Below are 23,571 nucleotides of genomic sequence, written 5' to 3'. Positions count from 1 at the left end.
GGTCCTCACACGTCCAGCAGCTGCCGCTGCTTGATGTGCCGCGCGAACACCTGCATGAACTGCGCATCCATGCGCGCGCCCCAGACCGCGAGCGAATGCCCGACGATCCACAGCACCAGGCCCGGAATCCACAACTGCAGCCCGAGCCCGACCGCAGCGGCCAGCGTGCCATTGGCGATCGCCACGGTGCGCGGCGCGCCGCCGAGCAGGATGGGCTCGGTCAGGGACCGGTGCAGCGGCACCTCGAAGCCTGGCGCACTCATGCCAGCACCGCCCCGCCCGAGAACGAGAAGAACGACAGGAAGAAGCTCGACGCCGCGAAGGCAATCGACAGCCCGAAGACGATCTGCACCAGCTTGCGGAAACCGCCCGAGGTGTCACCAAACGCCAGCGTCAGGCCCGTGGCAATGATGATGATCACGGCGACGATGCGCGCGACCGGCCCCTGGATCGATTCGAGGATGGACTGCAGCGGCGCCTCCCAGGGCATGTTGGAGCCGGCGGCCTGCGCGGGCAGCGCGACGGCCAGCAGCAGCGCGGTCACAGCAGCGGCCTGCAAATACGGTTTTACGGAAATACGGGGATGCGTCATGACAGTTCTCCTGAGGTGGATGAAGGTGAAGGCGATGAAGAAATCAAAGGGAATGCAGGCCCGAGCGAGGTGTCGAGCTGGTAGCCCTGGCCGTCGCAGCCGATGACGCGTGCGATCTCGCGCACGCGCCGGGCTCGCCCCCGGCCGGCGATGAAGACGATGACGTTGACCGCTTCCGCGATCAGCGCGCGCGGTACGGTCACGGAGACTTCCTGCACCAGCTGTTCCAGGCGCGTGAGCGCGCCCGCGGCCGACCCCGCATGCACGGTCGCGATGCCGCCCGGATGCCCCGTGCCCCAGGCCTTGAGCAGGTCCAGCGCCTCGGCGCCGCGCACCTCGCCCACCACGATGCGGTCGGGTCGCAGGCGCAGGGTGGCGCGCACCAGGTCGGCGATGGTGGTGACGCCCGGTTCGCTGCGCATGCCGACGTGGTCGTCACTGCGGCACTGCAGTTCCACCGTGTCTTCGAGGATCAGGACCCGGTCACCGGTGTCCGCGATCTCGTCAAGCAGCGCGTTGGCCAGCGTGGTCTTGCCCGTGCTGGTGCCGCCCGCCACCATGATGTTCAGGCGCTCGCGCACGGCACGCCGCAAGAACGCCGCCTGCGCCTCGGACATCACGCCATCTGCCACATAGTCAGCTAGCGTCAGGATGCGCAGCGCCCGCTTGCGGATCGCGAACGTGGGGGCACGCACCACGGGCGGCAGCACGCCCAGGAAGCGCTCGCCCGTCTCGGGCAGCTCGGCCGAAAGGATCGGCAGGCCCGCATGCACCTCGGCGCGCACATGGGCCGCCACCAGCCGGATGATGCGTTCGGCCACGGGCGCGGGCAGATGGTGGCCCGTGGGCGAGCGGCCCGCGCCGAGCCGGTCGACCCACAGCGAGCCGTCCGGATTGAGCAGCACCTCGACCACCTCGGGGTCTTCGAGCGCGGCCGCGATCTCCGGCCCCATGGCCGTGCGCAGCATGCGGATGCGCCGCGCCAGCGATGCGTCCGCGGAGCTGGGTTCAGGCTTTGGGCTCAAGGTCGGCCTCCTCGGGTTCGGCGACAGGCGCTGTGGAGTCGGTGGAGGCCTCGGGTGCAAGGTCCTCGTGGACTTCCCGCACCAGGCTGCGCCCGCGCTGCAGATGGCGCGCGAGCTGTTCGATGAACTGGACGTAGCGGGCGCGGCCCTGCGCGCGGGCCGCGTCCTGCTGCCCCTCGGGCACCGGGATCGAGACCGTGAGGAAATAACGGACGTAGAGCGCCACCGTCTCGATCAGCACGTTCTGGTCGCGCTCCAGCCGATCGAACTGGCGCGAGAGCCGGTCCAGCCGCTTGGCCATCGCCGCCTCGCGCTGGTCGCCTCCATCGGGCGACAGGAACGAGGCCAGCGCCGCCGCGATCACGGCCGACTTGGAGACCCCCTTGTGCACCGCCAACTGGTCCAGGCACTTGGCATGCTCCGGCTCGATGAAGATGTTCAACCGTGCCCGGCTCATAGCGCGATCCCATCGTCCGGATCCAGCGCGGCCAGCCGCGCGGTGCGCATCAGTTGCCGATCCACATCCTGCGGCCGCAGTGGCACATCGTCCTCGTCGTCGAGTGCCAGCAGGTCTCCGGCGTCCGGCACATCGAGCTGCACAGGTGCGATATTCAGTTCAGGCTTGAGCTGGTGCCCGCCCTCATCGGCAAAGCCGCCTGTATCGCCTGCTGCCTTGGCTTCCGGAGCCGCCAAGGGCGCCAGCCCACTCCAATCGTCCGGCCGCGCCGCAGGCCGGTCGGCATACGCCCCGGCTCTCAGCACCGGCGCCTTCAGCACCCTGCCCGTGAAATTCCGGTCCTGGTAGTAGCGCAGCTTCCTGGCCTTGATCGGCGGATGCCCCGAGACCATCACCACCGCGTCCTGCGGCGGCAACTGCATGACCTCGCCCGGCGTGAGCAGCGGCCGGGCCGTCTCCTGGCGCGAGACCATCAGGTGGCCGAGCCAGGGCGACAGGCGATGGCCCGCGTAGTTGCGCTGCGCGCGCAACTCGGTGGCCGTGCCCAGGGCCTCCGAGATTCGCTTGGCCGTGCGCTCGTCGTTGGTCGCGAAGGCGATGCGCACGTGGCAGTTGTCGAGGATCGAGTGGTTGAGGCCATAGGCCTTGTCGATCTGGTTCAGTGACTGCGCGATCAGGAAGGCGCGCAGGCCGTAGCCCGCCATGAACGCCAGTGCGGACTCGAAGAAGTCCAACCGGCCCAAGGCCGGGAACTCGTCGAGCATCAAGAGCAGCTTGTGCCGGCGCGCGATGCCGTCTGAGCCGTCGAGCGATTCGGTCAGTCGCCGGCCGATCTGGTTGAGGATCAGGCGGATCAGTGGCTTGGTGCGGCTGATGTCCGAGGGCGGTACGACCAGGTAAAGCGAAACAGGGTGCTCGGCAGAAATGAGATCGGCGATGCGCCAGTCGCAGCGTGAGGTGACTTCGGCAACCGTGGGGTCGCGGTACAGGCCGAGGAACGACATGGCCGTGGACAGCACGCCCGAGCGTTCGTTCTCGCTCTTGTTGAGCACCTCGCGCGCGGCCGAGGCGACGACAGCATGTGGCACATCGCCAAGATGCTTCGTGGTCATCATGCGGTGCAGCGTCAACTCGAAAGGGCACGCTGGGTCCGAGAGAAAGTTAGCGACGCCGCGCAAGGTCTTATCCTCGCCGGCGTAGAGCACGTGCAGGATGGCGCCGACCAGCAGGGCGTGGCTGGTCTTCTCCCAATGGTTGCGGCGCTCCAGGGCGCCCTCGGGGTCGACCAGGATGTCCGCGATGTTCTGCACGTCGCGCACCTCGTGGCCGCCGCGCCGGACTTCAAGCAATGGGTTGTAGGCGGCCGACCGCGCGTCCGTGGGATTGAACAGCAGGCAGTGGCTGAAACGGCTGCGCCAGCCGGCCGTGAGATTCCAGTTCTCGCCCTTGATGTCGTGGATCACGGCGGAGCCGGGCCAGGACAGCAATGTGGGCACGACCAAGCCCACGCCCTTGCCCGAGCGGGTTGGCGCAAAGGCCATCACGTGCTCCGGGCCGTCATGGCGCAGATAGGCGCTGTCCTTGTTGGAGGTCCTGCCGAGGAACACGCCTGCCGGCTTCGTCAGGCCTGCCTTGGCGATCTCCTCCGGTTCAGCCCAGCGTGCCGATCCATAGGTCGTGACACGCTTGGCAAGACGCGCGCGCCAGACTGCCATCGCGATCGCGGCGCCCGTAGCCAGCATCCCGCTCGAGGCGGCGATGATTCCCCCGCGCTCGAAGACCTTGGGCGCATAGGCGTCGTAGAAGTACCACCACTCGAACAGCTTCCAGGGTTCGTAGACCGGTGTGCCGGAAACATCGAACCAGGCGGGGCCGAGCCTTTGCTGATATCCCAGCGCGTGTGCCGTCCACTGCGTGGCCGTCCACACGCCGCCCAGGGCGACGCCGAGCACAACAAAGATCTGTCCGAACAGGATGCCGGTCGCTGCCGTCGGCATAGGGGCCACCTCCTTGGCGTATGGGTTCCAGCGCGCAGGTGCCACTGCGGCACGCACGCATCAAGTCTGGAATCGAACCGCCGCGGGGCACACCCGTTGGGGCGTGTCGCGGCGTACGCTGGCGGGGTTGGCTGGCTCGCGACTCCTTTTTGCTTCTGAAGGCGCAAGCCTTCAGGCTGTCACGCTGGGGAGCATTTCAGCGGTGTCCCTGATCGTCCATGGCCGTTGGCGCGGCGCGCGAGACGCTGGAAACGCCTACCGTAACGATCAATGCAAAGTGGTGGCGTGGGTAAGGAATCGTTGCAGCGCTTCGGGCAGGCCGTTGGGCTGGTGCTTGTGCAGCACGTAGGTCGTGAAGTGGATCGGCTCGGCGAGGGGCACAACCACGACGTCCGTTCGCCGCAGTGCTTGCATGTGATCGGCATCTGCCACACCGACGCCATGCCCAGCGGCCACGCGGGTGAGGTAGCCGGTCAATGAGCGCGCCTCGCCGGCGATCGTCGGAGCCACGGAATACCGCCGAAATATTGCCTCCATCTGCTGACAAAGTCCTGGGTGGTAGGCAGCATTGCAGGCGATAGCGGGGAAAGACAACAGCTCGGCCAGGGAAATCACCTCGCGCGCAGCGAGTTCATGGGCCAGCGGCAACAGCGCAACGATCGGACTTGTCCAGGCCGGCTGCTGGGCGATGGCTTCGTCGTCCGGCAGGCCAAAGGAGAAGCCCGCGTCCACCTCCTCGCTGCGCAGGGCGGCGAGCAGTTCCGTCGTGCGCATTTCCGCGAGTTCGATGGAGATGCCAGCAGACACCGTCTGCCATCGGGCGAGGCATTCGGCCAGCTTCGGTTGAGCGGTGCTGTCGTCCACGCCGATGCGCAGGGGCTCACGGTGACGGGCATCGGTTTCTCGCACGACACGCTTGGTGCGCTCCAGACGGATGAAGAGTCCGCGCGCTTGGTCGAGCAGCTTGGCGCCGGCGGGGGTGAGTTGCAGCCTGCGCGGCATTCGCACAAAGAGCGTCACGCCCAAACGCTCCTCCAGGTCCCGAATGGTGCGCGACAGCGGGGTCTGGTCGATGTGGATACGCTCAGCCGCGCGGCGGAAGTTGAGCTCTTCGGCGACGGCGATGAAGTAGCGCAGATGCCGCAGTTCGATCATTTGCGCCGTGCCAAAAGCTCAGAATCAGATGCGCTCGAAGATCGCGGCGATGCCCTGGCCGCCGCCAATGCACATCGTCACCAGCGCGTAGCGGCCCTGCACGCGTTGCAGTTCATGGATGGCCTTCACGGTGATGAGCGCGCCGGTCGCGCCAATGGGATGGCCCAGCGAAATGCCCGAGCCATTGGGGTTGACCTTGGCGGGGTCCAGGCCCAGGTCCTTGGTCACGGCGCAGGCCTGGGCGGCAAAGGCCTCGTTGGCTTCGATCACGTCGAGATCGCTGACGGTGAGGCCCGCCTTCTTCAATGCCAGCTGCGTGGCGGGCACGGGGCCGATGCCCATGTACTTGGGGTCCACGCCCGCGTGGGCATAGGCCACCAGGCGTGCCAGCGGCTTGGCGCCACGGGCCTTGGCGGCGCCGGCTTCCATCAGCACCACGGCGGCGGCTGCGTCGTTGATGCCGGAGGCGTTGCCGGCCGTCACCGTCCCGTTTTCCTTGATGAACACGGGCTTGAGCTTGGCCAGGTCGTCCATCGTGGCGCCGGGGCGGAAGTGCTCGTCGGTGGCGTATTGCACGTCGCCTTTCTTGCTCTTCAAGGTGACGGGCACGATCTGGTCCTTGAACAGGCCAGCCTGCGTGGCGCGTTCTGCGCGGTTGTGGCTCTCGACCGCCAGCTTGTCCTGGTCTTCGCGGCTGATGCCCCACTTGGCGGCGATGTTCTCGGCCGTCACACCCATGTGGATGTTGTGGAAGGGGTCATGCAGCGCGCCGATCATCATGTCCACCATCTTGGTGTCACCCATGCGGGCGCCCCAGCGCATGTTCAGGCTTGCGAAGGGTACGCGGCTCATGTTCTCGGCGCCGGCGCCAATGGCCACGTCGGTGTCGCCCAGCAGGATGGACTGGCTGGCGTTGACGATGGCCTGCAGGCCCGAGCCGCACAGGCGGTTGACGTTGTAGGCGGGCGTGCCTTCGCCGCAGCCGCCGTGGATGGCGGCCACGCGCGAGAGGTACATGTCCTTGGGCTCGGTGTTGACCACGTGGCCGAACACCACGTGGCCCACGTCCTTGCCTTCCACGTTGGCACGCGCGAGCGATTCGCGCACCACGAGCGCGCCCAGCTCGGTGGGGGGCACGTCCTTGAGGCTGCCGCCAAAGGTGCCGATGGCGGTGCGCACTGCGGAAACGACGACGACTTCACGAGAGTTCATAGCATTACTCCATTTCGAGCAGGACAAAAATCCGAACAAATCCCAAATGTCTGCACAGACCAGCCGGCCCACTCTCCTGAGAGCATCACCTGCCTGCGTCGAATTGAGCGATGAAGTTACGCACCTGTGGGTACGCCTGCTCGCGCCATCGCCGGCCCGCGAAGATGCCGTAGTGCCCGGCACCCGCGATGTCACAGCGCCGGTGCATCGCCGCCGGCAGGCCGGTGCACAAATCGTGTACCGCATGGGTTTGCCCAGCGCCAGAAATGTCGTCGAGCTCTCCTTCCACGCTCAGCAGCGCCGAGCCGATGATGTCTTGCGGCCGCACCGGCGCACCGTCAACGACCCAGCTGCCGTTGCTGAGCGCGAAATCCTGAAACACGGTCTTGATCGTCTCAAGGTAGTACTCTGCCGACATGTCGAGGACGGCGTTGTATTCGTCGTAGAACTCTCGGTGGCCTTCGGCGCTTTCTATGTCGCCTCGCACCAGATCAAGAAAGTAGTCGTAGTGCGAACTGAGGTGGCGATCCGGATTCATCGCGACGAAGCCAAGATGCTGCAGGAAGCCCGGATACACGCGCCGCCCTGCACCGGGATAGTTCTCCGGCACCCGGTAAATCAGGTTGTGTTCGAACCAGGCGTAGCTCCTCTTGGTTGCCAAGGCATTCACCTTCGTCGGTGATTTGCGCGCGTCGATCGGCCCTCCCATCAGCGTCAGCGTCCGGGGAGTCCTCTCGCCGCGGGTCGCCATCAGCGACACGGCACCCAGTACCGGTACGGTCGGCTGGCACACCGAGACCACGTGAACATCGGGGCCGATGTGCCTTATGAATTCCTGCACGTAGCGAACGTAGTCGCCCAGGTGAAAGGACCCCGCCTCCCGCGGCACCATGCGTGCGTCGATCCAGTCCGTGACGTAGACCTTGTGATCTTGCAACAGGCTCCTCGCTGTGTCACGCAGCAGCGATGCGTGGTGTCCCGACAGCGGTGCGACCAGCAACACGGTAGGCTGCGCTTTCATGCTCTCCAGAGCGGGCGCATCATCGGTAAACCGTTTGAAGCGCAATAGCCGGCAGAATGGCTGGCTCAACACCACCTGTTCCTTGACCGCGACCTCCGTCCCTCCAACGTCGACGCTTGTGATCCCGAACGCCGGTTTTTCGTATTCCCTGGCCAGTCGGTGCAATAGATCGAACGCTGCCGCAGCCCGCGGGGCCATCGGTGCATGCTTGAACGGTGACATCGAGTGGCGGTACAACTTCGAGAACGCACCGGCAAACTCGGCGAACGGCCCCATCAGCGCGCGCTGCGATTCGTATAACTGATAGATCATGGTTAACACCTCTCCAATCCCTCGGCTGCGCGAGGTCTAGTCCACTCGCGCACGAACGTACCGTCCGGGCGCAGACTCCAGCGGCTTGAACTTTGCACTTCCAAGCCGCGACCGCGCCGGTACGGGCTTGCCCACGTGTTGCTTCAGCCATCCAGCCCAGTGCGTCCACCAGCTGCCAGGCATGGCCTGCGCGCTGTCGATCCACGCCTGTGCATCGTCACCCTGCAACCCCCGAGTCCAGTACGAGCGCTTGTTTTTTGACGCGGAGTTGATGACGCCGGCGATGTGTCCGCTGGCGCCGAGCACGAACTGCGACTTGCCACCGATCAACTGCGTGGTGCGATAGGCCGACTTCCAGGGGACGATGTGATCCTCCTGCGCCGCGAACACATAGCTAGGCATATCGATGCGGCCAAGATCTACCGGCGTGCCGCACATCGTCAGCCTGTTCGGCTGGCGCAGATTGTTCTCGAGGTACATGTTGCGCAAGTACCAGCAGTACATTGGCCCCGGCAAGTTGGTCGCATCGGCATTCCAGTAAAGGAGGTCGAAGGCCGGTGGCTTCTTCCCCTTCAGGTAGTTGTCGACGACATACGGCCAGATCAGGTCATTGGCACGCAGCGACTGGAACACGAAGCCCAGTTCCTTGCCCGGGTAGATGCCACCGCGGCCGATCGTCAACTCGCGCTGCGTCACGCCCTGCTCGTCAATGAACACTCCGAGATCCCCCGGCTCGCTGAAGTCGAGCATCGTCGTCAAGAGCGAAAGACTGGCAACGCTCTTGTCGCCCTGCGCGCGCATCACCGCCAGGGCCGAAGAAAGGATGGTGCCGCCCACACACCAGCCGAGTGCATTGGCCTTGTCTGCCCCGCTGATGGCCAGTGCAACCTCGATGGCCTTCATCGCACCCAGTTCGAGGTAGTCGTCCCACGTCGTGCCGCCCAGTGACGCGTCCGGGTTGCGCCAAGACACCAGGAACACCGTCAGCCCCTGTTCGCAGGCAAACCGCACAAACGAGTTCTCCGGCTGAAGGTCAAGTATGTAGAACTTGTTGATGCATGGCGGGACGATCACCAGCGGTCTGGCGGCCACCTTGTCTGTCATCGGGGCATACTGAATGAGCTGGATCAGCGCGTTCTCGAACACAACGGAGCCCTTCGAAACGGCAACGTTGTGCCCGACGTCGAAGGCAGACTCATCCGTGATCGAGATGCGCCCGCGCCTCAGGTCCTCCAGCAGGTTGCTTAGACCGGCTCCGATGCTGCCCCCCTGGGTTTCGATGGCCACCTGAAGCGCATCAGGGTTGCTCGCTGCGAAGTTGGCTGGGCTCATAGATTCAATGAACTGGCGCACGAAAAACTGCAGCTTGTGCTTCCGCTTCGCGTCCGCATCGACGCTTTCCACCATGTCGTCGAGCAGCTGCGAATTCAGCAAGTAGGCCTGCTTGAGCAGGCTGTACCACGGGTGATCACGCCACGGCTCGCCCTGGAAGCGCCTGTCCCCTCGCCCGGGCGTGATCACCGGTTCCTGCGCCCGGCCGGCAGCGAGCAGGCCCGTCCAAAGATTCGTCTGCTGCTGCCAGTAGCGCCCCTGCGCCCGCGCGATTGCCGCCGCGCCTGCGCCATCCGTCGACGGCACGCTCGCTCCCGCCCACGTTTGCCACAGATTCTGGCTGGCCTTCAGCAGGCCTTGGACGTATTCATCCGGAACGTTGAAGGGCAAGGTCATGTGCTTGATCTCGGGGTTCCTGCGCTAGGACCTCAACCCGCCCGTGCGGCACGCGACGTTGGCATGACGAGGGCATCGCCCTCGATCACGGTGCGGCCATGGACTGAGCAGACGGTGCTCAGCGTGACTCGGCGCTTCTCCGGCATCAGTCCCTTCACGGTCACCGTCGCGTGCACCGTGTCTCCCGGACGGACCGGCGCCCTAAAACGCAGGTTCTGCTCCAAGTACACCGTACCCGGTCCAGGCAACCTGCCCGCGATCGCGGCGGAGATCACACTTGCGGTCAGCATCCCGTGGGCGATCCGGCCCTTGAAGGCCGTGCTCTGGGCAAACTCCTCGTTGAGATGGATTGCGTTGTTGTCGCCTGAGGCGCCCGCGAAGAGAACGATGTCCGCTTCGGTAATGGTCTTTGCGAAGCTCGCGCTCATCCCGGGCGCGAGGTCTTCGAAATCGTAGCCATTCAAATCATTCATGGGTTCTTCTCGTTTGCTTCGAGCTATGTGCAGGAATAGACAAGAGCCGCCGACCGCAGCTTCAATGGCTGCGAGGGAAATCGGTAAGGACGGCTTCTTGTGTATTCAAGGCACAGCCCCCGCGCTCACAGCAGTTCGAGCAGTTCTGGAACGGCCGTGAACAGATCCGCTTCCAGCCCGTAATCAGCCACGCTGAAGATCGGTGCTTCGGGGTCCTTGTTGATCGCCACGATCACCTTGGAGTCCTTCATGCCCGCCAAATGCTGGATGGCTCCCGAGATACCCGCTGCGATGTACAGCTGGGGCGCCACGATCTTGCCCGTCTGGCCCACTTGCCAGTCGTTCGGGGCGTAGCCCGCGTCCACCGCGGCGCGGCTGGCGCCCAGGGCCGCGCCCAGCTTGTCGGCCAGCGGGGTCATCACTTCGTCGAACTTTTCCTTGCTGCCCAGCGCCCGGCCACCGGAGACGATGATCTTGGCGGCGGTCAGTTCGGGGCGGTCGCTCTTGGCGATCTCGCTGCCCACGAAGCTGCTCTTGCCGGCGTCGGTCGTGGCGGCGGCGGTTTCGACGGCGGCCGAGCCACCGGTAGCGGCTGCGGCGTCAAAGCCGGTGGTGCGCACGGTGATGATCTTCACGCTGTCGGCGCTTTGCACGGTGGCAATGGCGTTGCCCGCGTAGATGGGGCGCTCGAAGGTGTCGGCGGCGACCACCTTGGTGATGTCGCTGATCTGGGCCACGTCGAGCTTGGCGGCCACGCGGGGCGCCACGTTCTTGCCGCTGGCGGTGGCGGGGAACAGGATGTGGCTGTAGTTCGAGGCGATGGCCAGGACTTGCGCGGCGACGTTTTCTGCCAGGCCGTGTTCCAGGCCGGGCGCGTCTGCATGGATGACCTTGGCGACGCCAGCGATCTGGCCCGCAGCGGCTGCGGCAGCGCCTGCATTGTGGCCGGCGACCAGCACGTGCACGTCGCCACTACAGGCCACGGCGGCGGTCACGGTGTTCAGGGTGGCGCCCTTGATGGACGCGTTGTCGTGTTCAGCAATAACGAGTACCGACATTTAGATCACCTTCGCTTCGTTCTTGAGTTTCTCGACCAGGGCGGCCACGTCGGCCACCTTCACGCCCGCGCCACGCTTGGCGGGCTCGGTGACCTTCAGGGTCTTCAGGCGCGGAGCCACGTCGACACCGAGGCCTTCGGGCTTGACGGTATCGAGTTGCTTCTTCTTGGCCTTCATGATGTTGGGCAAGGTGACGTAGCGGGGCTCGTTCAGGCGCAGGTCGGTCGTGATGACCGCTGGAAGGGTCAAGGCCAGGGTTTCCAGGCCGCCGTCCACTTCACGCGTCACGCTGACCTTGTCGGCAGACAGCTCGACCTTGCTGGCGAAGGTGGCCTGGGGCAGGTCAGCCAGGGCCGCCAGCATCTGGCCGGTCTGGTTGGCGTCGTCGTCGATGGCCTGCTTGCCCAGGATGATGAGGGAGGGCTGCTCCTTGTCCACCAGGGCCTTCAGGAGCTTGGCCACGGCCAGGGGCTGCAGTTCGACGTCGGTTTCCACCAGGATGGCGCGGTCGGCTCCGATGGCCATGGCGGTGCGCAGGGTTTCCTGGCACTGGGCCACGCCGCAGGAGACTGCGATGACTTCGGTCACCAGGCCTTTTTCTTTCAGGCGCACGGCCTCTTCGACGGCGATTTCGTCAAAGGGGTTCATGCTCATCTTCACGTTGGCGATGTCCACACCCGTGTTGTCCGACTTCACGCGGACCTTCACGTTGTAGTCCACCACGCGCTTGACGCAAACCAGGATATTCATGACAGCTTCTGCGATAAGTTGTTTGTATGCACGGTCCGAATCACGCGGGCTCGGTATGGGTGCCCGCGAGATAGGCCGCCTTGACCTCCGGGCTATTGAGCAGTTCGGTGCCCGTGCCAGACAGCACGATTTCTCCATGCTGAAGAACGTAGGCATGGTCTGCAAGCCGCAGCGCATGGTGTGCGTTCTGCTCGACCAACAGAACGGTCATGCCGTCGGTGCGATTCACTTCATGAACAATCTGGAAAATCTTTCGGATATAGATCGGTGCCAGCCCCAACGAAGGTTCGTCGAGCATCAACAGCCGTGGTCGGCTCACAAGCGCCCTGCCAATCGCCAACATCTGCTGCTCGCCTCCGGACAGGGTGCCGGCCCGCTGCTGCTGACGCTCACCCAGGACGGGAAACAGCGCGAACACCCGTTCGAGGTCCGAGCCGAAGTGCTGCGGATCAACAAAAGTAGCGCCAAGCCTGAGGTTCTCCATCACCGTCATCCGCGGAAAGATCCTGCGGCCCTCGGGCGACAGGGCGATACCCAGTTGAGACACCTTGTGCGACGGGACGCGGCTGATGTCCTGCCCGCGAAACAGGATTTGTCCCGAGGAAATGCGGGGCGCCCCAAAGATGCTCGTCATCAGTGTCGATTTGCCGGCACCGTTGGCTCCGATGAGCGTAACGATCTCTCCTTCGCGAACCCGCAGGTCAATGCCACGCAGCGCCTGGATGGGGCCGTAGTGCGCATGCACGTTCTTGAGTTCCAGCATCATGCCTCGGCCTCCTCGGAAACGCCTGTACTTTTCTCCTTGTGGTCCACCTCATCAGGTTCGTCCGGCTCACCCAAATAGGCCGCAATGACGTGGGGATCGTTCTGAACCTCAAGGGGAGTCCCCTCGGCGATCTTGCGGCCATAGTTCAGTACGACGACCCGCTGGGAAACCTTCATCACGACATCCATGTCATGCTCAACCAGCAGTACGGCAATGCTCTCCTCTGAGATCAAGCTCAGCAGAAGGTCATTCAACGCCGCGGATTCGCTGGGGTTGAGGCCGGCGGCCGGCTCATCAAGACAGAGGATGCGTGGCCGTGCGGCCATGGCGCGCGCGATCTCCACGCGGCGCTGCACCCCATAGGCCAGCCCTCCTGCAGGCGAGTCCGCCTGGGCCATGAGATCAAACCGTCGCAGCAGCGCCAAGGCGGTCTGCACGGCGTCTTCCTCTGCGTTCCGATAGCGCGTCAGGCCGAGCAGCCCTGCGAACGAGAAGGCGCTGGCGTCTTGCAGAATGTTGTGCTGGGCCACGATCAGGTTCTCCAGCACCGTCATCTTTGGGAACAGCCGGATGTTCTGGAATGTGCGCAGGATCTGCGCCGAGCGCGCCAGTTCGTGGCTGGGCAAGCCCTCCAGCCGCAGGAGCCCGCGCAGCGCGTGCCGCATCGTGACCGTGCCCGATGTGGGCCGATAGAAGCCGGTCAGGCAATTGAACAGCGTCGTCTTGCCAGCGCCGTTTGGACCAATGATCGACGTGATCTCTCGGTCCTGGACCGACATGGAGAGATTGTCGATCGCAGTCACGCCACCGAAGCGCATGGTGAGGTGGCTGACCTCGAGCAGTGCGGGCGCGGATGGGCTCATGTCGGCACCCCCACCTGCTGCATCGCAACACCGCGTTCCTCGCGTGCCGCACTCAGGGTCGCGCGCCGTTCGGCAAGCAGACCACCTGGCCGCCAGACCATAATGGCCACCATCGCCGCGCCGAAGAGCAGCATGCGGTACTCGCTGAAGTTACGACCGAGTTCCGGCAGCAGCACCAGCATGCATGCGGCCAGCACCACACCGAACTGGCTACCGGAGCCACCGAGCACGACGATCGCCAGGATCACCGCGCTCTCTGCAAACGTGAAGCTCTCCGGAGAAATGAAACCCTGCCTCGCCGCGAAGAAGACCCCCGCGAAGCCGCCCAGCGTAGCCCCGAGCGCGAACGCAGAGAGCTTGACGTTGGTTACGTTGATGCCCAACGCCTTGCACGCGATCTCGTCCTCACGCATGGCCTCCCACGCCCGTCCGATCGGCAGGCGCCGAAGCCGCAGGACCAGCAAATTGGTCAGCAGCGCGAGACCAAGGATCACGAGATACAGGAAGACCGTGCGATGCCAAGCGGCGTACTCGACGCCCAGCACGCTAGCGAAAGTCGGCAAGTCCCCCGGCGGGGCGAAGGACAACCCGAACAGAGTGGGACGCGGAATCGATGAAATGCCGTCCGGACCATGGGTCAACTCTGTCCAGTTCAACAGCACCAGGCGGATGATTTCGCCGAACCCGAGCGTCACGATGGCGAGATAGTCACCGCGCAGCCGCAGTGTCGGGTAGCCGAGCAGCACGCCGAAAATGGCCGCGACTACGCCAGCTATCGGCAAACACCACCAGAAGGAGAAGCCGAACTGGGTCGCCAACAATGCATACGTGTAGGCACCGACCGCATAGAAGGCGACGTAGCCCAGGTCCAGCAGCCCAGCCAGCCCGACCACCACGTTGAGCCCCCAGCCGAGCATGATGTAGATGAGGACAGTGGTCGCCGTGTCGACGACATATCGGTTGTCATGGAACACGAACGGCAACACCACTGCCACGCCCAGCGCGAAGGCGCCCGCCAGTGTCGTGCCTCGGCTTGCGCGCAGAGCGACGACCGCCGGCGCCGATGTCTTGCCGCGGCCCTTGCCTTGCCGCTCGAACAGCCAGCGCACCACCAAGCGGCCCGCGAAGACGGCCACCGCCGCCACGACCAGCCAACTCCATCGGGTCTGGATCTGGAGATGCCCGCCCACATCGACCGTCGTCAGCCCGACGAACGGAACGCCAAGGAGGAAGGCGATCAGCGAGGCCAGCCCCGCATCTGCGAGCCAGCGCTGCTGGCTCCCTTTGTCTTTGGTTATCGGAAGCATCAGACCTTCTCCACTTCGGGACGGCCAAGGAGGCCAGAGGGGCGGAAAACCAGCACGAGAATCAGGATGGCGAAGACCGCCACATCCTTGTACTCGGCCGAGAAGTAGCTCGCATAGAACGCCTCGATGAGGCCTATCAGCAGTCCTCCGAGCATGGCGCCGGGCAGTGAGCCAATTCCCCCAAGCACTGCTGCGGTGAAGGCTTTGACCCCGGCGAGAAAGCCGATGTAGAAGTCAATCACGCCGTAGTACAGGGTCACCAGGAGGCCGGCAACGCCGGCCAGCGCGGCGCCGATCATGAAGGTCATCGAGATCGTGCGGTCGACGTTGATGCCCAGAATCCGCGTCATGCCCTGGTCCTGCTCGCAGGCTCGCTGGCGCCGGCCGAACGAAGTGCGCGTGATCATCCAGGTGAACCCGACCATCAGCACGGCAGTGGTGACGATGATCAGCAACTGCACGTAGGAAATGCGAACGGAGTCCGCGCCGCTACCGAGGAATTCGAAGCCGCCCTCCCAGAGCGGCGGCAGGTGCTTGATGCGTGCGCCTTGCAACAGCTGAACGCCGTTTTGCAGAAATATCGAAGCGCCGATCGCCGAGATCAGCGGCGCGAGCTTGGTCGATCCGCGCAAGGGCCGATAGGCAACGCGCTCGACGGCCCAGCCGTAGCCCGCGGTGAATACAACCCCCGCCAGCAGCACCAGGAACAGCGCCAACGGAACTGAAGTGATGCCGGCGGCTGCCAACACCGTGAATGCGGTCAGAGAGATGAACGCGCCGAGCATGTAGATGTCTCCATGCGCGAAATTGATCATCCCGAGAATGCCGTACACCATCGTGTAGCCGATGGCAATGAGGCCGTAGAGCGATCCGAGCGTCAGCCCGTTGATCGCTTGCTGCATGAATTGCGACATGGTGGTTTCCTAGGCGTGAATGGATCACGAGCGAGCAGGGCACCGCCAGAAGCGTGCCCCGCTCCGCTTGTCACTCGGCCAGGTCGTACTGGTTCCCCTTCCACTGGTAAACCACGAAGCCGGGATTTTTGGGATCGCCCTTGGAATCGAACTCCACCTTCCCGAGCACGGTGTTGAAACCGCCGCCAGCCAGCGCCTTCTGAACATCGGGGTACTTCAGGCTGCCGGCCTTCTGCAGCGCTTGGGCATAGACCTGCACTGCGGCATAGCAGAACAGAACGTAGCCATCCGGCTCGATCTTGCTATCGCGAAAGCGTTTGACGATCTCGGCAGAAGCCGGATTCTTGCGAGCGTCGGGATAGAAGGTGAACAGCAGGCCGTCAATGGCCGAACCCGCTGCGGTGACGAGTTCGGCGCTGGTTGACGTGTTGCCACTCATCACGGCGAGCTTCAGCCCGCCCTGCGCGGCTTGGCGCAGGATCAGGCCCAACTCGGTGTAGTAGCCGCCGTAGAACAAGGTACCGACGCCGCCAGCCTTCAGCTTGGAGATCAGGGCGGTGTAGTCCTTTTCGCCCGCCGTGATTGACTCGCGCAGGACAGGTGCGTTCTTATGATCAGCCAAGTACTTCGCGACGATGTCTGCCTGTCCCTTGCCGAAGGCGCTCTTGTCATCGATGACGGCGATCTTCCTCCCGGCGAAGTTCTTGACGAGGTACTCGGCAGCCACGACGCCCTCTTGATCATCGCGCCCCGTGAGACGGAACACGTTCTTCAAGCCACGGTCGGTCACCTTCCCGTTGGTCGAGATCGTGATCATCGGAATCTGCGCCTCGTTGTAGACCTCGGAGGCCGGGATCGTGGAACTCGAGCAGTAGTGCCCCACGATCGCCGAGACCTTCTTGTTCACCATCGCATTAGCGACCGCCACGGCCTGCTTGGGATCGCAGGCGTCATCGCCCACCTCGACCTTCAGCTTCTGGCCCAACACGCCGCCAGCCGCATTGATCGCGGCGACCGCCGCCTCCACACCGTTGCGCATCTGCTCGCCACCCGAGGCGTACTGGCCCGACATGGGGCCGGCAACACCGATCAGGATATCGGCACTGGCGTTGGGGGACGCCAAGAAGGCACTCAAGGCAAAAGAAAAGCAGACAGTAGCGCGCTGAGAAAAATGCATGGAACGTCTCCGGTGAATGCCGTTGCGGCGGCGGGTTGTTGTCAGCGAGACGCCCCCAGAACTCTCGGCCCTGGAGGTCGACCTCACTAGGCAAAATTCTGCGTTCCGGAAGGCTGAACGTCTTGCGGCTTTATCGCCGCAGTTCTGCGGGAATCCGCACAGACATGCTCGGGTTTTCCCGAGCCCAAGGTGCCTCAGCTACCGGATCCATGACAGAAATCCGCGCATCCATCGGCGCATCCGTCATCCGAAATTTCTCTTCACCCCCACTATCTATTGGTGATCCTCGATGCATAAGCGCCTTCGAGCCGCGACCTACGTGCGCGTGGATGCACCTTTCCTCAGCGCCGACTCGTACCCTGAATTGCTACTTCGAACCAGAAACATCTGCGGACTGTCGCACAGCACACCGACTTCTTGACTATGCCGTTTTCCGCATATTTGCACCTTCAAAGAAGCGAGACTCCAACGCTCCGGATGACGACACTTTCATCATTCCGGACGGCTACAGGAACGGCCCATCCGGAGACTCTTCAACCTCTATCCGGAGCTTCTCAATGCACCTCCTTCCCTACGCCAACGAACCGTTCGAAACCTTTACGACGCCTGCCGCCGTGGAAGAGATGAAGGCAGCCTTGCGCGGCGTACGCGCCGAGTTTGGTAAGACCTATCCGATGGTGATCGGAGGCAAGAAGGTGTTGACCGACGCGACGCTGACTTCCACGAACCCATCCGCCCCAAGCGAAGTCGTCGGCAAGACAGCACGCGCCACGCGAGAGCATGCCGATGCCGCCCTCAATGCGGCCTGGGCGGCCTTCGACTCCTGGAAGCTGTGGAAGCAGGAAGACCGTTCGCGCGTGTTGCTCAAGGCCGCTGCGATCATGCGTCGCCGCAAGCGCGAACTCGAAGCCTGGCTGGTCTATGAGATCGGCAAGAACTACGTCGAGGCGAGCGCCGAAGTCGCCGAGATGATCGACTTCACCGAGTACTACGCACGCCAGGCTATGCGCCACGTCGGCGGGCTCGGCCACCTGAACGCCTATCCGGGCGAAGAGAACCACAGCTTCTACATCCCGCTCGGCGCCGGCCTCACGATCGCACCGTGGAACTTCCCGATGGCGCTGATGACCGGGATGACCGTCGGCGCCATCGTCGTCGGCAACACGGTGGTCTGCAAGCCGGCAGAAGACACCATCGTGTCGCTGTCCAAGGTCTTCGACATCTTCGAAGAAGCGGGCCTGCCACCCGGTGTCGTGAACTACCTTCCCGGCGTCGGCGCCGAGATCGGCTCCTACCTCGTCGAGCATCCGCGCACCCGCTTCATCAACTTCACCGGCAGCCTGGCGACCGGCAAACGCATCAACGAGGCTGCCGCCAAGGTTGTCGAAGGCCAGCGCTGGTTCAAGCGCGTGTTCCTCGAACTGGGCGGCAAGGATGCCATTCTCGTGGACGAAACCGCCGACCTGGACGCGGCCGCCCTGGGCGTCATCCAGGGCGCCTATGGCTACCAGGGTCAGAAGTGCTCCGCCTGCTCGCGCCTGATCGTCGTCGACAGCGTCTACGACGCGCTCCTCGAACGCGTCGTGGAGCGCACCAAGAAGCTCAGCCTCGCGCCAGCTGAGCAGAACCCGGACCTCGGCCCCGTCTGCAACGCCGCGCAAGACGCCAAGGTGCGCGAGTACCTGGATATCGGCCGCAGCGAAGGCAAATTGCTGGTCGGCGGCGAGCGGTTGGATGGCGAGGGCTTCTTCATCCAGCCGACGGTCTTCGGCGACATCGCTCCCAACGCCCGCTTGGCACAGGAAGAAGTGTTCGGCCCGGTGGTTGCGGCCATCCGCGTCAAGGATTTCACCGAGGGCATGGCGGTGGCCAACAACACGGTCTACGGCCTGACGGGCGCGCTGTACTCCCGCGACCGTGCCCGTATCGAGATCGCTCGCCGTGACTTCCACGTGGGCAACCTGTACTTCAACCGCAAGTGCACCGGTGCGCTGGCCGGCGTACAGCCCTTCGGCGGCTTCAACCTGACCGGTACCGACACGAAGACGGGCGGCCCCGACTATCTGCTGCAGTTCCTGCAGATGAAGTCGGTCGCGGAACGCCTCTGAAGCACCACCCACAACAAGAACAAGGGACCACACATCATGGGCTTCATTGCCACCAGGCTCGGCGCCATCGCTCCCGCGGAAACCATGGAGATGGCGGCCAGAGCCGCCGCTCTCCGCCGCCAGGGACTGGACGTGATCTCCCTGTCGCAGGGCGAGCCGGATTTCGATACACCGGAGCACATCCAGCAGGCTGCCATGCAAGCCATGCGGGACGGCAAGACCCGCTACACCGAGGCTGCGGGCGTCCTGCCCCTGCGCGAAGCGGTGGCCGCCAAGATGCTGGCCGACCATGGGCTCCACTACGCCGCGGACGACGTGAGCATCACAGCGGGCGCGAAGCAGGCGATATTCAACGCCTTCTTCGCGACACTGAACCCCGGCGATGAGGTGGTGGTTCCGGCTCCTTGCTGGGTGTCCTATCCCGAGATCGTCAAGCTCACGGGTGGCACACCGATCGTCGTCGAGTGCCCACGCGAAGCAGGCTTCAAACTGACACCCGCACAGTTGGAGGCCACTATCACGCCGCGCACCAAGTGGCTGATGCTGAACTCTCCATCCAACCCGACGGGCGCGGTCTATTCGCGCGCCGAACTGAAGGCGCTGAGCGAGGTGCTTCGGCGCCATCCTCAGGTCTGGGTGCTGACGGACGACATCTACGAGAAGCTCGTCTACGGCAGCGAACCTTTCACCAACATCCTGCAGGTGCTGCCGGAACTGCAGCCACGCACGCTCGTGATCAACGGTGTGTCCAAGGTCTACTGCATGACTGGCTGGCGCATCGGCTATGCCGTCGGGCCGCGCGAGCTGGTCAAGGCGATGACCCTGGTTCAGGGCCAGAGCACCAACAACGCCAACGCGATCGCGCAGTTCGCGGCGGTGGAGGCACTGACGGGCGACCAATCCTGTGTCCGGACCTTCCGACTCGCCTTCCGCGAGCGCCGCGATTTCATCGTCGACGCGCTGCACAAAGTACCGGGGCTCGAAGTCGATCTGCCAGACGGCGCCTTCTATGTCTACGTGTCCTGCCACGCGCTGATGGGACGGCGCACGCCCTCGGGCCAGGTTCTCTCGACGGACCGGGACTTCGTGCGCTATCTGCTGGACGAAGCCCAGGTGGCCGTCGTGTCTGGCACCGGGTTCCTGCACTCGCCGTATTTCCGCGTGTCGTATGCGGCGGGCATCGCCCAGCTTGACGAAGCCGTCAAACGCATCTCGCGGGCTGTCAGCGCTCTCTCCTGATTCCACCATGAGCCAGCACACCATCATCATCGGCGGCGGCGGCATCGGGTCGGCCACCGCCTGCTTTCTTTCCTCCATGTCCGCGCCAGGCGACCGCATCACAGTCATCGAACGCGATCCAACCTACCAGACGGCCTCCTCGAGCCTGTCGGCCAGTTCGATCCGGCAACAGTTCTCCACCCCGGTGAGCGTGCAGTTGTCCCAGTTCGGCTGGGAGTTCATGCGCTCCTGCGCCGACGAAGCAGGCGTGCCCGGCGGTGCGGTCGGCCTGAACGAGCGAGGCTACCTCTTCCTGGGCCGCGACGACCAGGCTGCGTCGCTACGCCAGCGCGCGAGCGACAACCGTGCGCTGGGTGTTTCCATCCTCGAGCTGTCACCTCAGGAATTGGCCGAACGCTACCCCTGGATGCGCTGCGACGATCTCGCCTATGGGGCCGTGGGCGACGCTGGCGAAGGTTGGTTCGACGGCTACATGCTGCAGCAGCTGTATCGCAGTCGGGCTCGCGCCCGCGGCGTGCAGTACGTGATGGGCGAGGTAGTGCAACTCGAGACTCGTGGATCCAAGGTCGTGGCCGCGATCCTGGCCGATGGCAGCCGCGTCGAAGGCGACCGGTTCGTCAACGCGGGAGGCCCCTGGTCTGCGAACGTGGCGCGCACGGTCGGGGTGGAAATCCCGGTGCGTGCCAGGCGGCGCACGATCTTCGTCGTCTCGTGCCCGACCCCGATCGCCGACTTTCCGATCCTGATAGACACCTCGGGTGCCTTCGTCCGGCCAGAGCAACACCACTTCCTCTGCTCTGTGGTTCCGGATGAGAAGAACGACCACGACGACCTGCCCCTGGATCCCGATTTCTCGCTCTTCGACGATGTGATCTGGCCCACCCTGGCCGAGCGCATCCCCTCATTCGAGGCACTTCGCGTGGAGCGTGCCTGGGCGGGCTACTACGAATTCAACACGGTGGACCACAACGGCCTGGTCGGCCAGATCGGGCCCGACAACTTCATCGTGGCCACGGGCTTTAGTGGCCACGGTTTGATGCACAGCGCCGGCGTCGGGCGCGGCGTGGCCGAGCTACTGACCCACGGCGCATATCAGACGCTCGATCTTTCGCCGCTGTCGCCGCGACGGCTCGAAACCGGTCAATTGATTGTCGAGGACGCGGTCTATTGACCGCTCGACCAAAAGCTGGGAACAAAACATGAGTCAAGCCACTGAAACCAATGCAGAGCTGTCATACATGGCGCCCAAGCCCGACAGTCCCTGGGGAACCTACCTCGCACAGGTTGATCGTGTTACCCCCTACCTCGGCACGCTGTCGCGCTGGGTCGACATCCTCAAGCGCCCCAAGCAGGCGCTGGTGGTGAACGTCCCCATCGAAATGGACGATGGCCGTATTGCCCATTTCGAGGGTTACCGCGTGCAGCACAGCCTGGCCCGGGGTCCGGGCAAAGGTGGCGTGCGTTTCCACCCGGACGTCACGCTTGAGGAGGTCACTGCGCTCGCTGCCTGGATGACCGTGAAGACAGCCGCAGTCAATGTGCCCTACGGCGGGGCCAAGGGAGGCGTGCGGATCGACCCGCGGAAGCTGTCGCGCGCAGAACTGGAACGCGTCACGCGGCGCTACACGAGCGCGATCGGCAAGATCATTGGCCCGCACATTGACATCCCTGCTCCGGATGTCAACACCAACGCCCAGATCATGGCCTGGATGATGGACACCTATTCCATCAACAACGGTGCCACGGCCACGGGCGTTGTGACAGGCAAGCCGATCCACCTGGGCGGATCGCTGGGGCGGGTGAAGGCCACGGGCCGCGGCGTGTTCGTCACCGGGCGAGAGGCAGCACAACGCCTGGGACTGCGGCTGGAGGGCGCCAGGGTCGCTGTGCAGGGCTTCGGCAACGTGGGTTCGGTCGCTGCCGAGTTGTTTGCGGAAGCCGGCGCCAAAGTGATTGCCGTGCAGGACCACACGGGCACGCTGTTCAACGAAAAGGGCCTGGACGTTGCTCAACTGCGCGCGAAGACGGGCCGCGACGGCATTGCCGGATCCGCGTGCGGAGAGTGCATCGACGATGAATCCTTCTGGGACGTTCCCTGCGACATCCTGATTCCAGCTGCGCTGGAGGGACAGCTCACTGCTGACCGTGCCCGCCGCGTGACAGCGCGCATCGTGCTCGAGGGCGCCAACGGCCCCACAGTGCCGGCGGCCGACGACATCCTCGCCGAGCGCGATGTGCTCCTGGTGCCGGACGTGATCTGCAACGCCGGCGGCGTCGTGGTGAGCTACTTCGAATGGGTGCAGGACTTTTCCTCGTTCTTCTGGGACGAACAGGAGATCAACACGCGACTGGACCGCATCCTGCTGAACGCATTGACCCGCATCTGGGAAACCGCTGATCGGCACCGGATCTCCTTGCGCACGGCGACCTATGCCGTGGCGTTCGAACGAATCCTCATGGCGCACGAAGAGCGGGGACTTTACCCCTGACATCCAGCCACAAACACCAGAACCATAAAGGAGACAGCCGTGCTGAACGCCACTCGAAGCCTGCCGCCCCCCGCCGTCTATCAGAAGCCGCGTTTCGCGATGCCGCGCGGCGCCTGCGACTCGCACACCCACGTCATTCCAGAGAGCAACTGGAAGCTGGTCCCGGGTGCGAACTACACGCCCGCGCCCGCGCCCGCGCCCGTTCATCTGGCCATGCTGGACGCTCTGGGATTAGAACGCGGCGTGGTCGTACAGCCCAGCATCTTTGGAACCGACAACGCGGCAGTCGTGGATGCCATCGCGCAGGCACCGGAGCGTTTGCGCGGCGTCGCCGTTGTCGACCCGTCGATTGCCGACAACGACCTGCAGACACTGCACACACAGGGTATCCGCGGCGTGCGCTTCAACGTCATGCTCGGTGGCGGTGGTGGCCTGAAGGCAATGACCGAACTCGCGTCCCGCCTCGCCGCGCTGGGCTGGCACGCCGAGATCCTGGTCGATGGTGATCTGCTTCCGGACATCCAGCCCGCATTGCTGGCGCTGCCTTGCCGGCTCGTCATTGACCACATGGCCAGCCTGCGCGCTGACGTTGGCCTCGACGCCGCCCCGGTGCGCGCGCTGCGTGCGCTGGTCGTCGAGAGGGACACCTGGGTCAAGCTTTCCGGCACCTACCGCTTGGCCGACCAGGCTAACGATGCGCGCCTGGCCGAACGCGGCCGCATGCTGGTCAAGGAGGGTCCCGATCGCATGGTCTGGGGCAGCGACTGGCCGCACGTCGCGTGCGCGTTCATGCCCGATGCGGGCGAGCTGCTGAACGTGCTGGCCGGCTGGTTCGGTGCCGACCCGGCCACGCTGCAGCGAATGCTGGTGGACAACCCCGCCCGGTTGTTCGACTTCCCCACCACCCCCAAAGACCGCTTTTAGGAGA

At 64.4% G+C, this 23,571-nt stretch carries 22 protein-coding genes; 5 read left to right on the top strand and 17 right to left on the bottom strand.

Annotated features, from left to right (window positions below; translation table 11 throughout):
* Nucleotides 1–5 precede the first annotated feature (5 nt).
* The 17 genes from AC07OD_RS22630 to AC07OD_RS22550 all read right to left on the bottom strand — a co-directional run bounded on the left by AC07OD_RS22630 (nt 6) and on the right by AC07OD_RS22550 (nt 16,807).
* Complete coding sequence (locus AC07OD_RS22630) at nt 6–263, bottom strand: VirB3 family type IV secretion system protein (RefSeq protein WP_494598082.1); 258 nt, start codon at nt 261–263, stop codon at nt 6–8.
* Complete coding sequence (locus AC07OD_RS22625; protein WP_291477573.1) at nt 260–592, bottom strand: TrbC/VirB2 family type IV secretion system protein; 333 nt, start codon at nt 590–592, stop codon at nt 260–262. The genes AC07OD_RS22630 and AC07OD_RS22625 overlap by 4 nt, the downstream gene beginning before the upstream one ends.
* Nucleotides 589–1,617 carry a P-type conjugative transfer ATPase TrbB gene (gene trbB, locus AC07OD_RS22620; RefSeq protein WP_494598081.1) on the bottom strand — a complete coding sequence of 343 codons (1,029 nt, stop codon included), beginning with the start codon at nt 1,615–1,617 and terminating at the stop codon, nt 589–591. The genes AC07OD_RS22625 and trbB overlap by 4 nt, the downstream gene beginning before the upstream one ends.
* On the bottom strand, nt 1,601–2,074 hold the full coding sequence (locus tag AC07OD_RS22615; protein WP_494598080.1) for a CopG family transcriptional regulator: 474 nt from the start codon (nt 2,072–2,074) through the stop codon (nt 1,601–1,603). The genes trbB and AC07OD_RS22615 overlap by 17 nt, the downstream gene beginning before the upstream one ends.
* Nucleotides 2,071–4,071: a conjugal transfer protein TraG gene (locus AC07OD_RS22610; protein ID WP_494598079.1), complete on the bottom strand. Its 2,001-nt coding sequence runs from the start codon at nt 4,069–4,071 to the stop codon at nt 2,071–2,073. Before AC07OD_RS22610 ends, AC07OD_RS22615 begins: the two co-directional genes overlap by 4 nt.
* 267 nt (nt 4,072–4,338) lie before the next feature.
* Nucleotides 4,339–5,226, bottom strand: coding sequence for a LysR family transcriptional regulator (locus AC07OD_RS22605; RefSeq protein ID WP_494598078.1), 888 nt, complete (start codon nt 5,224–5,226; stop codon nt 4,339–4,341).
* A gap of 24 nt (nt 5,227–5,250) precedes the next feature.
* A complete protein-coding gene (bktB, locus tag AC07OD_RS22600; RefSeq protein WP_494598077.1) occupies nt 5,251–6,438 on the bottom strand; it encodes a beta-ketothiolase BktB in 1,188 nt (395 codons plus the stop codon).
* Between the two features lie 85 nt (nt 6,439–6,523).
* A complete protein-coding gene (locus AC07OD_RS22595) occupies nt 6,524–7,771 on the bottom strand; it encodes a polyhydroxyalkanoate depolymerase (protein ID WP_494598076.1) in 1,248 nt (415 codons plus the stop codon).
* 36 nt (nt 7,772–7,807) lie between these two features.
* A complete protein-coding gene (gene phaC / locus AC07OD_RS22590) occupies nt 7,808–9,499 on the bottom strand; it encodes a class I poly(R)-hydroxyalkanoic acid synthase (RefSeq protein ID WP_494598075.1) in 1,692 nt (563 codons plus the stop codon).
* 32 nt (nt 9,500–9,531) lie between these two features.
* A complete protein-coding gene (locus AC07OD_RS22585; RefSeq protein WP_494598074.1) occupies nt 9,532–9,972 on the bottom strand; it encodes a MaoC family dehydratase in 441 nt (146 codons plus the stop codon).
* 125 nt (nt 9,973–10,097) lie between these two features.
* Complete coding sequence (locus AC07OD_RS22580; RefSeq protein ID WP_494598073.1) at nt 10,098–11,030, bottom strand: electron transfer flavoprotein subunit alpha/FixB family protein; 933 nt, start codon at nt 11,028–11,030, stop codon at nt 10,098–10,100.
* Entirely contained in the window at nt 11,031–11,780 is a 750-nt protein-coding gene (locus AC07OD_RS22575; RefSeq protein ID WP_494598072.1) for an electron transfer flavoprotein subunit beta/FixA family protein, read from the bottom strand. It abuts the gene before it with no gap.
* A 40-nt stretch (nt 11,781–11,820) separates the two neighbouring features.
* Entirely contained in the window at nt 11,821–12,543 is a 723-nt protein-coding gene (locus AC07OD_RS22570; RefSeq protein ID WP_494598107.1) for an ABC transporter ATP-binding protein, read from the bottom strand.
* Nucleotides 12,543–13,409, bottom strand: coding sequence for an ABC transporter ATP-binding protein (locus AC07OD_RS22565; protein WP_494598071.1), 867 nt, complete (start codon nt 13,407–13,409; stop codon nt 12,543–12,545). Before AC07OD_RS22565 ends, AC07OD_RS22570 begins: the two co-directional genes overlap by 1 nt.
* Nucleotides 13,406–14,716, bottom strand: coding sequence for a high-affinity branched-chain amino acid ABC transporter permease LivM (livM, locus tag AC07OD_RS22560; RefSeq protein WP_494598070.1), 1,311 nt, complete (start codon nt 14,714–14,716; stop codon nt 13,406–13,408). The genes AC07OD_RS22565 and livM overlap by 4 nt, the downstream gene beginning before the upstream one ends.
* The gene (locus AC07OD_RS22555) at nt 14,716–15,630 is read right to left on the bottom strand and encodes a branched-chain amino acid ABC transporter permease (protein WP_494598069.1); all 915 of its coding nucleotides are present in this window, start codon (nt 15,628–15,630) and stop codon (nt 14,716–14,718) included. The genes livM and AC07OD_RS22555 overlap by 1 nt, the downstream gene beginning before the upstream one ends.
* Nucleotides 15,631–15,700: 70 nt before the next feature.
* Nucleotides 15,701–16,807, bottom strand: a complete 1,107-nt coding sequence (locus AC07OD_RS22550) for a branched-chain amino acid ABC transporter substrate-binding protein (RefSeq protein ID WP_494598068.1) — start codon at nt 16,805–16,807, stop codon at nt 15,701–15,703.
* A 557-nt stretch (nt 16,808–17,364) separates the two neighbouring features.
* On the opposite strand from AC07OD_RS22550, the gene pruA reads away from it, so the two are divergent.
* From pruA to AC07OD_RS22525, 5 genes are read left to right on the top strand one after another with little or no spacing between them, the layout of a single operon-like run.
* Nucleotides 17,365–18,915, top strand: coding sequence for an L-glutamate gamma-semialdehyde dehydrogenase (gene pruA / locus AC07OD_RS22545; RefSeq protein WP_494598067.1), 1,551 nt, complete (start codon nt 17,365–17,367; stop codon nt 18,913–18,915).
* Nucleotides 18,916–18,951: 36 nt separating this feature from the next.
* Entirely contained in the window at nt 18,952–20,154 is a 1,203-nt protein-coding gene (locus tag AC07OD_RS22540) for a pyridoxal phosphate-dependent aminotransferase (protein ID WP_494598066.1), read from the top strand.
* 7 nt (nt 20,155–20,161) lie between these two features.
* Nucleotides 20,162–21,325, top strand: a complete 1,164-nt coding sequence (locus AC07OD_RS22535; protein WP_494598065.1) for an NAD(P)/FAD-dependent oxidoreductase — start codon at nt 20,162–20,164, stop codon at nt 21,323–21,325.
* Between the two features lie 28 nt (nt 21,326–21,353).
* The gene (locus AC07OD_RS22530) at nt 21,354–22,643 is read left to right on the top strand and encodes a Glu/Leu/Phe/Val family dehydrogenase (protein WP_494598064.1); all 1,290 of its coding nucleotides are present in this window, start codon (nt 21,354–21,356) and stop codon (nt 22,641–22,643) included.
* 39 nt (nt 22,644–22,682) lie between these two features.
* Nucleotides 22,683–23,567 carry an amidohydrolase family protein gene (locus AC07OD_RS22525; protein WP_494598063.1) on the top strand — a complete coding sequence of 295 codons (885 nt, stop codon included), beginning with the start codon at nt 22,683–22,685 and terminating at the stop codon, nt 23,565–23,567.
* The last annotated feature ends 4 nt before the right edge of the window (nt 23,568–23,571 follow it).

Source organism: Acidovorax sp. GW821-FHT10E03, assembly GCF_059415205.1.
This window is presented reverse-complemented; position numbering and strand designations above follow the sequence as displayed.

Bases quoted from the DNA above. Each gene is read 5' to 3' on its own strand.
- AC07OD_RS22630 (WP_494598082.1), bottom strand. From the start codon at position 263: ATGAGTGCGCCAGGCTTCGAGGTGCCGCTGCACCGGTCCCTGACCGAG.
- AC07OD_RS22625 (WP_291477573.1), bottom strand. From the start codon at position 592: ATGACGCATCCCCGTATTTCCGTAAAACCGTATTTGCAGGCCGCTGCT.
- AC07OD_RS22615 (WP_494598080.1), bottom strand. From the start codon at position 2,074: ATGAGCCGGGCACGGTTGAACATCTTCATCGAGCCGGAGCATGCCAAG.
- AC07OD_RS22610 (WP_494598079.1), bottom strand. From the start codon at position 4,071: ATGCCGACGGCAGCGACCGGCATCCTGTTCGGACAGATCTTTGTTGTG.
- AC07OD_RS22605 (WP_494598078.1), bottom strand. From the start codon at position 5,226: ATGATCGAACTGCGGCATCTGCGCTACTTCATCGCCGTCGCCGAAGAG.
- bktB (WP_494598077.1), bottom strand. From the start codon at position 6,438: ATGAACTCTCGTGAAGTCGTCGTCGTTTCCGCAGTGCGCACCGCCATC.
- AC07OD_RS22595 (WP_494598076.1), bottom strand. From the start codon at position 7,771: ATGATCTATCAGTTATACGAATCGCAGCGCGCGCTGATGGGGCCGTTC.
- phaC (WP_494598075.1), bottom strand. From the start codon at position 9,499: ATGACCTTGCCCTTCAACGTTCCGGATGAATACGTCCAAGGCCTGCTG.
- AC07OD_RS22585 (WP_494598074.1), bottom strand. From the start codon at position 9,972: ATGAATGATTTGAATGGCTACGATTTCGAAGACCTCGCGCCCGGGATG.
- AC07OD_RS22580 (WP_494598073.1), bottom strand. From the start codon at position 11,030: ATGTCGGTACTCGTTATTGCTGAACACGACAACGCGTCCATCAAGGGC.
- AC07OD_RS22575 (WP_494598072.1), bottom strand. From the start codon at position 11,780: ATGAATATCCTGGTTTGCGTCAAGCGCGTGGTGGACTACAACGTGAAG.
- AC07OD_RS22570 (WP_494598107.1), bottom strand. From the start codon at position 12,543: ATGCTGGAACTCAAGAACGTGCATGCGCACTACGGCCCCATCCAGGCG.
- AC07OD_RS22565 (WP_494598071.1), bottom strand. From the start codon at position 13,409: ATGAGCCCATCCGCGCCCGCACTGCTCGAGGTCAGCCACCTCACCATG.
- livM (WP_494598070.1), bottom strand. From the start codon at position 14,716: ATGCTTCCGATAACCAAAGACAAAGGGAGCCAGCAGCGCTGGCTCGCA.
- AC07OD_RS22555 (WP_494598069.1), bottom strand. From the start codon at position 15,630: ATGTCGCAATTCATGCAGCAAGCGATCAACGGGCTGACGCTCGGATCG.
- AC07OD_RS22550 (WP_494598068.1), bottom strand. From the start codon at position 16,807: ATGCATTTTTCTCAGCGCGCTACTGTCTGCTTTTCTTTTGCCTTGAGT.
- pruA (WP_494598067.1), top strand. From the start codon at position 17,365: ATGCACCTCCTTCCCTACGCCAACGAACCGTTCGAAACCTTTACGACG.
- AC07OD_RS22540 (WP_494598066.1), top strand. From the start codon at position 18,952: ATGGGCTTCATTGCCACCAGGCTCGGCGCCATCGCTCCCGCGGAAACC.
- AC07OD_RS22535 (WP_494598065.1), top strand. From the start codon at position 20,162: ATGAGCCAGCACACCATCATCATCGGCGGCGGCGGCATCGGGTCGGCC.
- AC07OD_RS22530 (WP_494598064.1), top strand. From the start codon at position 21,354: ATGAGTCAAGCCACTGAAACCAATGCAGAGCTGTCATACATGGCGCCC.